Below are 12,937 nucleotides of genomic sequence, written 5' to 3' on the forward strand. Positions count from 1 at the left end.
CATCGGCCTTCCGAACCACAGGTCGAAGGACATGCACAGCGCCGTGATGACCAGGCGTCCCTCGATCCCGAACGCCGCCGCACCCATGGTCAATTAGGAGAATTTATGATGGGGAACTACGCGATGCTCAAACCACCTCAGATGGAGAAAAATCTAACCATCGACGGCGTGAGGGCGGCGCCGATGACCCGCGAGGGAACGCCCGTGTGGCGCTCATGGATTCGGGTGCGAAGGCGGGATCGGCCATCGAATCATGGCAACGGCGGTAGGAATCCTCTAGCTGTTCGCGGCGTTCCTGCGCGAGGGCGCCAGCCGACGATGCGATTGGCGGCCCGTCGGCGCGCCGCTGCTCGATATCCACGGCGTGGCGGGCGACGGCTCGTTACTGATCAATCACCCAGCGACGATGCGGCGTACGGCTTCGACGAGCGCGGCGCGGTGGGAGGCCAGGCGTTGTGGAGACTGGGGATCGGATCCGTCGTGGGTCAGCAATTCGGCGGGAGTGTGTAGCCATGCTCCGGCCATGCCCTGCACCAAGATGAGGAGGTCGGTGGGAGGGATCGCTTTCGCGGTTTCGGAGAGGTCCGGTGCGCGGATGGCGGCTACCTTCTGGGCGTAGATGTCGGTGGTCTGTGGGCCCGTCGTCGGACGTTCGAGCTGGCGCCATGCCGCGATGCGCACGGCTTCCGGGTGTTCGATGAGGTAGTCGAACATGGAGCCAGCGTAACCGGGCAGATCGTTGTGGTCCGGTGTGACCGCGCTGACGAGCTTGGTGATGACTTCGTTCAGCGTCGCGGTGAACAAGCCCTCTTTGTCCGTGTAGTAGACGTAGATCATCCGCTTGTTCGCGCCGGACCGTTCGGAGATGCGCTCGATACGCGCTCCGGAGAAGCCGACCGCTGAGAACTCGGTGATGGCTGCTTCCAGGATGCGGGCGCGGGTGGCTTCTGAGTCTCGGGGCACCCTTGCAGTGTAACTAACCGGTTGTTGACAAAGCTAGGCTTCTCCGTGTTGACTGAGTAAGTCAAAGGTTAGTTACTTAGGAGTCGATATGCGTCAGTGGAAGCTCAACCCGGGTGTCACCTCAGCTCAGGGCCTCGTCCTGGAAGACGTGGCGACACCGCAACCCGGGCGGGGACAGGTGCGGATCCGAGTGAGCGCCCTCTCGCTCAATGCCCGCGACCAGATGATCCTCGCCGGGCCGTTCGGCCGCCCGGAGGGCAAGGCCATCGTCCCGCTCTCGGATGTGGCGGGGACGATCGAAGCGGTGGGTGAGGACGTCGCGGGCTGGTCGGCCGGTGACCGAGTCATGACAGCCCACGTGCCGACCTGGCGTTCCGGCCGGGCCAAGGTCTTCGGTATCGGGCCGGGCAGCCTGGAGGATCCGGGGGTGGCCGCCGAGCAGATCGTCGTCGATGCCGGCCGCCTGATCGCCACACCGGAGAACCTGTCCGACGCGGAAGCCTCGACCCTGCAGGTGGCCGGAGTGACCGCCTGGAACGCACTGATGGCCGGCAAGCCCGTCGGCGCGGGCGACAAGGTCCTGGTGTTCGGTAGCGGCGGTGTCGCACTGTTCGCCGCGCAAATGGCCCACGCCCTCGGCGCCGTCCCCTACGCCGCGGTGCTCACCCTTGCGGATGACCCGCGCTGGCAGCAGCTCGGCGTCGCCGGCGTCCTCACCACCGACGGCGAGTGGAGCGCGAAGGCGTTCGAGCTCACCGGCGGCGTGGACAAGGTCATCAACACGGTCGGCATCGGCCTGGTGAACGAGTGCATCGCCATATCCGCGGGCTCGGGCGAGATCGCCGTCGTCGGGCTGCGCGCCACCGACGTGCCTGAACTTGATATGACCGGCCTCACGCTCAAGCAGGTCAGTGTGCGCGGCGTCGCGGTCGGTAGCGTTGCCATGCACGAGGAACTCGCCCGGTTCACCGCCAAGCACGATTTGCACCCGGTGATCGACCGGCGCTTCGCCTTCGCGGATCTGCCTGCGGCCTACGAGGCGCAGAGTTCCCCGGACATCTTCGGCAAGGTCGTCGTCGAGGTCGCCTGAGCAGATCGCTTGACGCCTGTGCTGGTGACGCACTGTCACAACTACTCAGGCCCTCAACAGCCCCATAGAGCAGTGTGCATCGTGAAAAGTGCACGTCAGATGGTCTGGTGTGCGTAGGCGTCGGGAAGCTCGGCCAGGTCCGGGGCGGTAGTCCATCGACAAGGTCACCGGTCATCAGCGGGCGACTTCCTGGTTTGTCAGCACCAGCAGGGCCCGCACCAGCGCGGTCGCCCACCTCGGATCCGTGCGGACCTTGCCCAGGACCCTCCAGTTCTTCAGATGGGCGAAGCCGTGCTCGACCGGGGCGCGGACCGCGGCCAGTGCCTTGTTGGACAGCTTCTGACCGCGGGTCAAGGGCCGGTTCCGGCCTGCCTTGTAGGCGTCGGTTGGGCGAGGGCTGAGTAGCCCGACGAGAGGACGATGGAGCATGCGGTCAAGCTGCCGAAAGTCGCCAGGGCTATTCGGCGGACCGCGCGTATTCGAGGATGTGTTGCTTCCTGTCGCGGCTTCCGTTGCATAGTCGACCCTCCTGGAGAGTGACACGTAGCGTCGTCAGCCAATGACGCTACGTGACATATCTGGAGGCGTCTTTTCGTGCTAGCCCAGATGAGGTCAACGGTTTGAGCGGGCGGATCTGCAGGCAATCCACTGATCCTCAGCGGAGCCAGTCAAGGCCCCGGTTCTGTCAGCGAAGATGCCATGGCTGGGATCCCCTGATTTTGCCGCCTGACTGCACCTGAGGAGTCAGGGGCGTTGGAGGCCACCCCGGCCCGCGCCGGGGAACGTGCACCTCGCGGCCGCTCATTCCTCCCCGCCGTCATCATCGTCGTCCAGCTCGTCAGCGACCCGCTGGCCGTGAACGGCACCCCTACGAGCGCGGCCAGGCGGCCGCAGCCTCGGGTAGGGGGTCTGCATCGCCCTTCCGCGCACGTCCTCGGCGCGCAGGGCGGCCAGTGCGAGGGAAGCGACGTTCACCCCGGTGCGCCGGTGGCCGGCGGCGTGGACCGCCATCTCCGGGTGGTCGAGGATGGAGGCCAGCGCCCCCGGCCCGGCGACCGTGTAGGCCAGCACCAGGTCCCCGCGCTGGAGCATCACCTGCGCGCCCGGCTCCATCAGCCCGCCGTCCTGCTCCGACACCGTCGACAAGGCCACCTTGCCGATCATCGGGCCCGCGCGAGACCCCAAGTCGCGGCATTGAGCGCCACGACGAACTCACGGGTTGTTGCACATTGACGCCGGGGCCACGCCTGGTTCGGGCGGGTGACAGGAGACTCGTCGTCTTCGTCCGCGCGGTCAGAGTTCGTCGTCGCGGTCCGCTGCCCCGTCGGCCGACTCGCTCTCCGCCTGCTTGGCCGTCACCTCCGGATCAAGGTCCGACTGTTCGCCCATGGTGCCGTCGATGGACATCAGCCGACCGCTGTCGGAGGCCTCTGCAGCGGCTGGCGGTTCGACCAGCCAGTCCGGATTGGTCTGCTTGTCCCACCACTTCCACAGGGCGTAGGCACCACCGGCCACCACGCCTGCTACTGCGATGGCACCCGCAACCTGCCGGGTCCTGGAGCGCCGCGCCTGCTTGCGGGCCAGCTTCTCGATCTGACGCGGGGTGATCTGGCCCCTCAAGGCGGCCTCAGCGGCCTGCCGGACCGCCCTGCGGATTGCCCTGTCGGCAGTCGCTCGATTAGTCCCCTTGCGGGGGTTGCCTGGCTCGGGCGCAACGTGCTCGTCTGGTGTGGCCATCTTCCCCTCGACGCTTTCCTGTTACCTGGAGACCAGCGAAACGGCCACTGCGTACATAGCTTCCAAGGCAAGCAATGAAACGCCGAAGCTGTACACGATGCTCCGCTTCTGGAGTGTGTGTTCATTCTCCAAAACGGCCTTATGCATTCCCCGTGCCTGCGACCATCTCAGGAAGTCATCGTTAGGCTGGGTAGACGTAAGGATGTCCTCAACATCGGGTCCGTAGAGCCAGTCTTTCATCGGTCGCAGTACGTACACGGCGCATGCGACAATCAACAGAACGAACGCGATCAAACGCAGCGCAAGCGGCCAGGGCAGTGGATTGTCCTTTGTTCCCACACCGAAAAAGCCGGTGAACGAAGCGATCAGCGTGGAGATAGTCACGAGCCCCGATGCTCGGTTCCTCAGCCCGCCCAAGGTACCGTCCTGCTGAGTCAATGCGTGTACTCCAGCGTCATATGCAAGTTTGTACCTTTCGGTACTTTCCGCCTGTGCTGGAGTGTGTGTCTCTTTCCCAGCAAGGGGCCGCGGATGAGTAAGCCAGCGAAGGAGATTCCATCCCCTTCTTGGACGTGCTGGTTCTGGTGGGGACGGAGTCGGATCATTTGAGACCAGCGAAGTGGAAGGGCTGGGCTGAGTTCCGATTTTTTCTCGTTTTCGGGCCACGCCAGCTCCATCACCAGATGAGTCCAAGGCTTGCCGCTAAGGGTTTCGTCGATCTCATCATCTGCACGTATGCGTGCGTGTGCACCAACAGACATGCAGAAATCACGCCAATGCGGCACCGTGCTAAGACTTGTCCCGTAACTGCTGGTCAGGGATGAGATGATCTTGTCGTGGCTGGTGTGATCACGGCGTCGGAGCCGTCCTGGATAGCCCCGTTCACCGGGCTGAGTGCGCGTCAGTTCGGGAAGCTGATCACGGCGTTGCGACGCGAGGGGGCAGATCCGGTGCGCAAGGGCCGGCCGTGGAGCCTGCCGCTTGAGGACCGGGTGCTGCTGGTCGCCGCGTACTGGCGGACGAACCTGACGCTGCGCCAACTGGCGCCGCTGTTCGGGGTGTCGAAGTCGGCCGCCGACCGCATCATCGACCACCTCGGACCCGCGCTCGCCCTCCAGCAACGCAGGCGGTTCCGCAAGGACGCCGTGCTGATTGTGGACGGCACCCTGGTTCCCACCCGCGATCACCAGGTCGCCGAGCAGTCGAAGAACTACCGCTACTCGACCAACCACCAGGTCGTCATCGACGCCGACACCAGGCTCGTCGTCGCCGTCGGCCGCCCGTTGCCCGGCAACCGCAACGACTGCAAGGCGTGGGAACTGTCCGGCGCGAAGGACGCCGTCGGCAAGACCACGGTCATCGCGGACGGCGGCTACCGCGGCACCGGCCTGGTCATCCCACACCGCCGCGAACCCGGCCAGGCCGAACTCCCGGCGTGGAAAGAGGAACACAACACCTCCCATCGCAAAGTACGTGCACGCGTCGAGCACGCCTTCGCCCGCATGAAGACCTGGAAAATCCTCCGCGACTGCCGCCTCAAAGGGGCCGGTGTCCACCACGCCATGCTCGGCATCGCCCGCCTGCACAACCTCGCACTCGTCGGGTGACGGAGAAACGGCAGGTCATCCAGCACATTAAAGATCATTTACGGGACAACGCTTAGCCCACTCGGTCCCCTGGCGGAAGCGGACGAGGCTCACCCCGCGCGGCGCCTATCACGACTACATCGCCGACTTCCGCAAGGACAAGCGGGTCAAGGACGTGCGGCAGTTTCTGGCGGGCCGCCCGTCCCCTGACGGCTCGGCCGCTCGGCCGCCACGCTAGAGATCTTCAATGGCTGGGGTTACGGCGGTTGGAGGTCGAGTCCGGTCTTGGCGATGAGCCCTTCGATGAGGTGGGGCCGGTACTGCATCCGTTTCAGCCGGGTCCTGACCAGTGCGGTGAGCTGGTCGAGGCTGTGTTTGGTGAGGTTGGCCAGCGATCTCTTCAGGTGCGACCACACGCCCTCGACCGGGTTGAACTCCGGCGCGTACGGGGGCAGCTGGTAGACGGTCAGCCATAACCGTGCGGCTATCAGCTCCCCCATGGTGTGGCTGACGTGCGTGTTCAAATTGTCCCAGACCAAGACAATGGGACCGCCGAGCTGCTGGTGTGCGGCATCGAGCAGGCGGGCGTAGTCGGTCTCGGTGAAGCCCTTGCGCCGGCCTTTGGCGGGGCCGCGGTCCAGGTGGATGCGGTAGATGAGCCGTGGCCTGCGGCCGGCCTTCGTGCAGATCAGCGCCGCCATGGAGACGCGTTTGGTGCCCGCGGCGGTGACCTTCACGACCGGCGTGCAGCCCCGGCGGCCCCAGGTGCGGCCCTTGGGCGGCCTCAGGCCCTGACCTGCCTCGTCCTCGAAGCAGAGCCAGGCGCCCAGGTCCGCCGCCCTCTTTTTATGACGGGCCACTGCTCGTCCTTCCAGGCGGCGATCTGCGCCTCGTTGCGCTCGCTGGCCTTCCGGGCCGGGACCTGCACGCTCCAGCCGATGCGGTGCAGCAGCAGATCCAGCCCGGCCAGGGTGTAATCGACGCCGAACCGGCGGCGCACGACCTCGCCGATGCGGGCCAGCGTCCAGCACTGGTCACTCCATCCGCACGTGGCCGGACCGGCCTCCAATACCGCCTCCAGAGCACGCAGTTGACCCGCGCAGAGCTTGCAGCGAGCGCCGCCGGGACCCTTGGAGACCAGCGCCTGGCGACCGCCCGAAGCCAGGGCCCGGCGCCAGCGGTTCGCCGACATCCGGGTCACCCGGAACTGCCGGGCCACCTCCCGGTCACTGGCCCCCGCCTCGATCAAGTCGGCTGCCGCGAGCCGGACTTGCTCACGCCGATCGCGCTCCTCGGCCGTCAGCCCACCGCCATCGGGATACCTCACCCCTCCGGCATAGCGCAGCCGACGCCAACCGTCACGACCAGACGTAACCCGCACCGTTAAAGATCTCTAGCAGCAGAGGTCGAGGGGGCCATCGAGGCCCACCAGCGCGAGGCGTTCCGGCGGATGCACCGGCCGGCGAAGCTGCGGACCGTCGCGAGCATGGCTCTCGGAGCAGCCAACCAAGGCCCCTGGGGCTGGTAGGTGCACATGTTGCGGTGTCGCGTATTCATCCGCAGGGTTCGCCTTGCAATCACGGTGAGTGACGGTCGACCGCCGTGCTTTGCTACTGCGCAATATCTCGTGGGTTCAACCGGGGCTTCTTCCGTCATTGCCGCAGGTCACCGAGCAGACGGACTGGCGAGCCGGTGTGGATCATGATGGAGCTTCGTGATTCACGAAGCTCCATCATGATCCACATGCAGGTACGCGGGCTGCTACCTGCGAACTACCTGATCAGACCCCAAGTCGCGGCATTGAGCGCCACGACGAACTCACGGTTGTTGCACACAAGTCTCCGCGCCACCGCCCGTCCCGGGGGCTGCGTGGGTCAGCTGGTGAAGTAGAGGTACTGCCAGGCGCCGTAGGTCGTGGTGTTCACGCTGTCGCCGGAGGCAGGATCGAGGTACGACGTGCGGACCCGGGCGCGGACGCCCGCGGTTCCGGGGTGGCCGAGGTTGACGATGCACTTGCCGTTCGTGCCGAGCGCGAAGTACTCCGAGTCGGTCGTGGACCACCTGCCGTTGGAGTAGACCTGGAGGTCCAGGCGTTCCTTGCGGCTCTTGTAGTACGTCATCGTGGTGGTCAGGATCGCGTCGGTGTTCTTGTGGTAGTAGCGATAGCGGGTCGAGCCGATCGTGCCGGTGCGGTAGTACTTGGACAGCGAGCTGGCGGTCTTGATGTGCGCGTACGCGGTGGATTTGACGGTCCGCGGGCTGTAGCGGGGATCGCCCTTGAAGACGGCGCTCACCGCGGTGTCGCGGAACATGGTGACGGTCGCCGTCAGGTTGCCGTGCGCGTCCACCTTGCCGCTCTTGATCAGCTTGTTGGGTTTGTCCGGGCCGTAGGGGTCGGCCCAGATCTCCACCGTGCGGTTGGTGTAGGTGGTGCCGAGGTGGGCGGTGAAGACGACGTTCTTGCCGTAGGTGTACGTCGTCTTGTTGTTGGTGAGCGTCAGGGCCGGTGTGGTGCGGGAGACGGCGACGGTGTCCGAGGCGGACGCCGGGGTGTGCGCGGCGTCCCCGGGATACGTCACCGTGTAGCGGACCGTGCCGCCGGCCGGGGGCACGTCGGTGAACGAGAACGCGCCGCCGGCGCCCAGCACCGTGGTGCCCAGGGACTTGCCCGTTGGGGAGAGCAGGTCGGTGCGCACGACGTTCACCGGTGTCCCGGCAGGCGGTAGGAGACCGGCGCTGAGGGTGCCCTTGACGGTGAGGGTCTTGGCGCGCGGGGCGGTGGCCGGGGCGTTGACGGCGAGTGTGGTGACGTACTTGCGTGGTTCGTTCACCGTCTGGAACTGCATGGAGCCGGATGATCCGGTCAGCACGAACAGCTTGGTGCCGTCCGCGGACCAGGAGGTGGAATGGCCGCCCCAGGGCATCCAGGCGCTCGACAGGTTGCGGACGCTGGCCGGGGCGTCGGCGCCGCCGGGGAAGACGTAGGTGTCGCCGGTGTTCTCGGTGTCCAGCGTGGTCGCTGCGATGGTGCCGTCCGGGGCGACCGTGACGGTCTCCGGCTCGTCCTTGACCGGGTACTCGTGTACCTTTGCAAGGTCGGAGAGCCGGTATTCGGTGACCGCCCGGTACCCCTGCCCGACCACCACGATCGACTGCGCGCCCGGAGTGAACGCGGCGTCCCCGTAGAAGCCGCCCTCGTCCTTCGTGACGCGGATGACCGGAGTGCCGGAGGAGACGTCGTAGACGACGATCGGCCCGGAGCTGATTCCGCCGTCCAGGGCGACCAGGGTGTCCGGGTTGGCCGGGTCGGCATACAGCATCGGCGTGCTGGCGAAGTCGTGGCCGCCGGCGAGGTCGAGTGTCACGGTTGCCGGACTCGCGGTCAGGTCGACCTCGCCGAGCCCGGAATCCCACTGGTCGCCGTAGCCGAACCAGATCCGGCCCTGCGTGAGCGCGATGTGGCGCGGCGCCGTTCCGGCGCCGGTCGGGTACTCGGCGCTCTGCGTGAGCGTCGCCGTGTCGAAGGCGACGATCTTGTCGGCGTCGGTGACCGCGGCGTAGAGGGTGCCGCCGTCGGGGCTCAGCAGGAGGTCCGAAACCCCGGACAGGCCGGTGAGTGTCTGGATCACCCTGCCGGTGTAGTCGACGACCGTGATCACGCTGTCGCCGCTGATGAAGAGGTGCTGGTGCGCGCCGTCGACGACCGTGTCGCGGACGTCGCCGACGCTGATCGGCACGCTGGTGTCGGCAGCCGCGGGGCCGGCGCCGAGCAGCACGGAACTGAAGAGGGCTGCCGTCGCGACGGCAGCCGGAAGTGTGCGCATACGCACGGGAATTGACCCCCCAAGGGTGCGGCCGGTATACGGCCGACCGGCCCTGCGACCGGTGGGTGAAGCGTAGGGCAAAGCTCTGACACACCCTGCGGCGCCTGTCGGCCCCCATCGGCACCTGGGTCCAAGATGTCGTCCTCAACCGGCTCGCCCTTGGCGACGATCACCACGTTCTCCGGTTGAAGAGGTACGAGTGCAGCTGCTCACCGACGACCCGCCCGTTCTGGAGTTCGCCGACCGGATCGTCGACCTCACCTTCACTCTGCACGAGGCGTCCGACCAGACCGACCGCGACCGGCTGGCCGGCGACGCCAGGGCCGCGCACAACACCTTCATCGCCGCCATCGGCCCGCTCGTACGTTCCTGATCACGACTTAGGTCCCGGAAACGGCGTTGAAGGTGAAGCGGGCGGGCGTGGTGGCGAATCTGGGTGGATGTCCCCGAGGTGCAGCGCGGACGGACCCGATGCCCCGTGGCAGCGGCATTCACTGTGGGGGGTGTGGCAGGTCAGGAGCAGGCGCAGAGCGTACCGGGCGTCGGTGCGGCGGACGGGGTCGCGGGCGAGGACCGCGACGGTGGTGGCCAACAACCGGGCGAGTGCCGGGGACAGGAGTACGCCGCACGCATGATGCCCACCACAGCTTGCCGATATGGAGGCTGGGTGGAGATCCGCTCAGCCTCCGGTGCGTCGACGGGCAAGCACCCGCCCGGCCGGAGTTCTGCGCAGGGTCGGTCGGAGCGGGGCGTTCCGCCGCACCGGAGACCTGCCAGGATTCAGTGCGACAGAACAGCTCTTCGTCTCACCCCGTCTCACATATTTCTCACTGACCAGAGCGAACGGGAGCGCGCGAGAGCCCCTGACCTGGAACTTTGATGTCGTCACCGACCACGGTGAGCCAGATGGACGCCCCGTAAGCTAGGGGGTATGGCCTACGAGATTCCGGTGACGCAAGCCAGGGCTGAGCTCGCCGACCTGATCAACCGGGTGGTGTACGGCGGTGAGCGCGTCGTCGTGACACGGCACGGCAAGCCCCTTGTCGCGCTGGTCTCCGCCGCCGACCTGGAGCGACTCGACGAACTCGACAAGCTGGACGCGAACGCCGATGAGCCGGTGATCAGTTCCGTCTCGCACGTCCGCGAGGTCGCGTCCGCTCCCCGCGAACACCAGCGCTTCGGCATCGCGGCCGAGCATCTGGGCCCGAACCCCTCTTAGCCGCGTGGTCGAGGGGCGGCTCTACGGGCGTAGATGTGATTGTCCTGATCACAGCTCGGTTAACTTGCTTGAAACCCGGTCCAACTAGCCTGCCGATCCACGCCACCGGGGACTTTGCCCGGGGGCCGCGGCAGCCGGACCCCGCACGGTCCGGAGCGAGGACTGTGAGGTGGGAGCGTGCAACTGACCCCGCACGAGCAAGAGAGGCTGCTGATCCATGTGGCGGCCGACGTGGCCGAGAAGCGCCGGGCCCGTGGTCTGAAGCTCAACCACCCCGAGGCGGTCGCCCTCATCACGTCGCACATCCTGGAGGGCGCCCGTGACGGCCGTACCGTCGCCGAGCTGATGTCCTCCGGGCGCAAGCTGCTCACCAGGGACGACGTCATGGAGGGCATACCCGAGATGATCCACGACGTACAGGTCGAGGCGACCTTCCCGGACGGCACCAAGCTCGTCACCGTCCACGACCCGATCGTGTAGGAGGCCTCGATGATTCCCGGCGAGATCCTGTTCGCGGACGACCCGATCGTCTACAACGCGGGGCGCGAGGTCACACGGATGACCGTCCTCAACGCCGCCGACCGGCCCGTCCAGGTCGGCTCCCACTACCACTTCGCCGAGGCCAACCCCGGGCTCGAGTTCGACCGCGCCGCCGCGCGCGGCAAGCGGCTCAACGTCGCCGCCGGTACCGCCGTGCGCTTCGAACCGGGGATCCCCGTCGACGTCGAACTCGTCCCGCTGGTCGGCGCCCGTGTCGTGCCCGGACTGCGCGGGGAGACCGGAGGTGCCCTCGATGCCTGAGATCTCCCGCGCCGCGTACGCGGACCTCTTCGGACCGACCACCGGCGACCGTATCCGGCTCGCCGACACCGACCTCCTGATCGAGATCGAGGAGGACCGTTCCGGCGGTCCCGGACTCGCCGGTGACGAGGCCGTGTTCGGCGGCGGCAAGGTCATCCGCGAGTCGATGGGCCAGGCGCGTGCTACGCGCGCAGAAGGCACCCCCGACACCGTCATCACCGGCGCCGTCATCGTCGACCACTGGGGCATCGTCAAGGCCGACGTCGGCATCCGCGACGGCCGCGTCACCGGCATCGGCAAGGCCGGCAACCCCGACACCATGGACGGCATCCACCCCGACCTGGTGATCGGCCCCGAGACCGAGGTCATCGCGGGCAACGGACGCATCCTCACGGCCGGTGCCGTCGACGCGCACGTGCACTTCATCTGTCCGCAGATCGCCGACGAGGCGCTCTCCGCCGGGGTCACCACGCTGGTGGGCGGCGGCACCGGACCGGCCGAGGGCTCCAAGGCGACCACCGTGACGCCCGGCCCCTGGCATCTGGCCCGGATGATGGCGGCGATGGAGCAGTACCCGCTCAACATCGGCTTCCTCGGCAAGGGCAACACCGTCTCGCACGACGCGATGATGTCCCAGATCCGAGGGGGAGCGCTGGGACTGAAGCTGCATGAGGACTGGGGCTCGACTCCCGCCGTCATCGACGCCTCGCTCACCGTCGCCGACCGCACCGGCATCCAAGTCGCCATCCACACCGACACGTTGAACGAGGCCGGGTTCGTCGGCGACACCCTCGCCGCGATCGCCGGACGCGGCATCCACGCGTACCACACCGAGGGCGCGGGCGGCGGGCACGCGCCCGACATCATGACCGTGGTCTCCGAGCCGCACGTGCTGCCCAGCTCCACCAACCCGACCCGCCCCTACACCGTCAACACCGCCGAGGAACACCTCGACATGCTGATGGTCTGCCACCACCTCAACCCGGCCGTCCCCGAGGACCTGGCCTTCGCCGAGTCCCGCATCCGGCCCTCGACCATCGGCGCGGAGGACATCCTCCACGACCTCGGCGCCATCTCGATCATCTCCTCCGACGCGCAGGCGATGGGCCGGGTCGGCGAGGTCATCATGCGGACCTGGCAGACGGCCCATGTGATGAAGCGGCGGCGGGGAGCACTCCCCGGCGACGGGCGGGCCGACAACCACCGCGTCCGGCGCTATATCGCCAAGTACACGATCAACCCCGCCCTCGCACAGGGCCTCGCCCGCGAGATCGGCTCCGTCGAGAGTGGCAAGCTCGCCGACCTCGTGCTGTGGGAACCGGCGTTCTTCGGCGTCAAGCCGCACCTCGTCATCAAGGGCGGCCAGATCGCGTACGCGCAGATGGGCGACGCCAACGCGTCCATCCCGACCCCGCAGCCGATCCTGCCTCGGCCCATGTTCGGCGCGATCGGACGGGCGCCCGCCGCCAACTCCTTCAACTTCGTGGCGCAGTTGGCGATCGATGACGGGCTGCCGGAACGGCTCGACCTCGGCAAGAAGTTCGTCGCCATCGAGTCCACCCGCGCGGTCACCAAGGCCGACATGCGGGAGAACGATGCCCGGCCGCGCGTCCAGGTCGACCCCGACAGCTTCGCCGTGCACATCGACGGGGAGCTCGTCGAGGCGACTCCGGCCGCCGAACTGCCCATGGCTCAGCGGTACTTCCTCTTCTGATGG

Annotated in this window: 14 protein-coding genes and 1 pseudogene; 7 read left to right on the plus strand and 8 right to left on the minus strand. The window is 67.1% G+C overall.

Going from position 1 to position 12,937, the window contains the following annotated elements; translation table 11 throughout:
* Positions 1–393 precede the first annotated feature (393 nt).
* Positions 394–963, minus strand: coding sequence for a TetR family transcriptional regulator (locus tag OH768_RS44720; protein ID WP_406462459.1), 570 nt, complete (start codon positions 961–963; stop codon positions 394–396).
* A gap of 88 nt (positions 964–1,051) precedes the next feature.
* Between OH768_RS44720 and OH768_RS44725 the strand changes: the two genes are divergently transcribed.
* On the plus strand, positions 1,052–2,053 hold the full coding sequence (locus OH768_RS44725; RefSeq protein WP_406462461.1) for an NAD(P)-dependent alcohol dehydrogenase: 1,002 nt from the start codon (positions 1,052–1,054) through the stop codon (positions 2,051–2,053).
* A 174-nt stretch (positions 2,054–2,227) separates the two neighbouring features.
* Here OH768_RS44725 and OH768_RS44730 read toward each other — a convergent pair whose 3' ends face one another.
* The 4 genes and pseudogenes from OH768_RS44730 to OH768_RS44745 all read right to left on the minus strand — a co-directional run bounded on the left by OH768_RS44730 (position 2,228) and on the right by OH768_RS44745 (position 4,174).
* Positions 2,228–2,482 (minus strand): transposase family protein, encoded by a 255-nt coding sequence (locus OH768_RS44730; protein ID WP_406462462.1) that lies wholly within the window; start codon positions 2,480–2,482, stop codon positions 2,228–2,230.
* 372 nt (positions 2,483–2,854) lie between these two features.
* The gene (locus OH768_RS44735; RefSeq protein WP_406462463.1) at positions 2,855–3,205 is read right to left on the minus strand and encodes a hypothetical protein; all 351 of its coding nucleotides are present in this window, start codon (positions 3,203–3,205) and stop codon (positions 2,855–2,857) included.
* A 141-nt stretch (positions 3,206–3,346) separates the two neighbouring features.
* Positions 3,347–3,718, minus strand: a pseudogene (locus OH768_RS44740) (DUF5324 family protein); the annotation flags it as partial.
* A gap of 93 nt (positions 3,719–3,811) precedes the next feature.
* On the minus strand, positions 3,812–4,174 hold the full coding sequence (locus OH768_RS44745; protein WP_406462464.1) for a hypothetical protein: 363 nt from the start codon (positions 4,172–4,174) through the stop codon (positions 3,812–3,814).
* 452 nt (positions 4,175–4,626) lie between these two features.
* On the opposite strand from OH768_RS44745, the gene OH768_RS44750 reads away from it, so the two are divergent.
* Entirely contained in the window at positions 4,627–5,397 is a 771-nt protein-coding gene (locus OH768_RS44750) for a transposase (RefSeq protein ID WP_406462465.1), read from the plus strand.
* Between the two features lie 236 nt (positions 5,398–5,633).
* On the opposite strand, the gene OH768_RS44755 is transcribed toward OH768_RS44750, so the two are convergent.
* The 3 genes from OH768_RS44755 to OH768_RS44765 form a co-directional block, all read right to left on the minus strand.
* Entirely contained in the window at positions 5,634–6,236 is a 603-nt protein-coding gene (locus OH768_RS44755) for a transposase (RefSeq protein ID WP_406448759.1), read from the minus strand.
* Positions 6,161–6,757 carry a winged helix-turn-helix domain-containing protein gene (locus tag OH768_RS44760; RefSeq protein ID WP_406448757.1) on the minus strand — a complete coding sequence of 199 codons (597 nt, stop codon included), beginning with the start codon at positions 6,755–6,757 and terminating at the stop codon, positions 6,161–6,163. Before OH768_RS44760 ends, OH768_RS44755 begins: the two co-directional genes overlap by 76 nt.
* A 493-nt stretch (positions 6,758–7,250) precedes the next feature.
* A complete protein-coding gene (locus OH768_RS44765) occupies positions 7,251–9,200 on the minus strand; it encodes an Ig-like domain repeat protein (protein WP_406462467.1) in 1,950 nt (649 codons plus the stop codon).
* A gap of 199 nt (positions 9,201–9,399) precedes the next feature.
* Between OH768_RS44765 and OH768_RS44770 the strand changes: the two genes are divergently transcribed.
* The 5 genes from OH768_RS44770 to OH768_RS44790 all read left to right on the plus strand — a co-directional run bounded on the left by OH768_RS44770 (position 9,400) and on the right by OH768_RS44790 (position 12,934).
* A complete protein-coding gene (locus OH768_RS44770) occupies positions 9,400–9,573 on the plus strand; it encodes a hypothetical protein (protein ID WP_406462469.1) in 174 nt (57 codons plus the stop codon).
* Positions 9,574–10,131: 558 nt separating this feature from the next.
* The gene (locus OH768_RS44775; RefSeq protein ID WP_406462471.1) at positions 10,132–10,419 is read left to right on the plus strand and encodes a type II toxin-antitoxin system Phd/YefM family antitoxin; all 288 of its coding nucleotides are present in this window, start codon (positions 10,132–10,134) and stop codon (positions 10,417–10,419) included.
* Positions 10,420–10,596: 177 nt separating this feature from the next.
* A complete protein-coding gene (locus tag OH768_RS44780; RefSeq protein ID WP_010988499.1) occupies positions 10,597–10,899 on the plus strand; it encodes an urease subunit gamma in 303 nt (100 codons plus the stop codon).
* 9 nt (positions 10,900–10,908) lie between these two features.
* Complete coding sequence (locus OH768_RS44785) at positions 10,909–11,220, plus strand: urease subunit beta (protein WP_388110198.1); 312 nt, start codon at positions 10,909–10,911, stop codon at positions 11,218–11,220.
* Positions 11,213–12,934 carry an urease subunit alpha gene (locus tag OH768_RS44790; protein WP_406462473.1) on the plus strand — a complete coding sequence of 574 codons (1,722 nt, stop codon included), beginning with the start codon at positions 11,213–11,215 and terminating at the stop codon, positions 12,932–12,934. The genes OH768_RS44785 and OH768_RS44790 overlap by 8 nt, the downstream gene beginning before the upstream one ends.
* Positions 12,935–12,937: the final 3 nt, after the last annotated feature.

Source organism: Streptomyces sp. NBC_01622 (assembly GCF_045209635.1).
Lineage (GTDB): Bacteria > Actinomycetota > Actinomycetes > Streptomycetales > Streptomycetaceae > Streptomyces.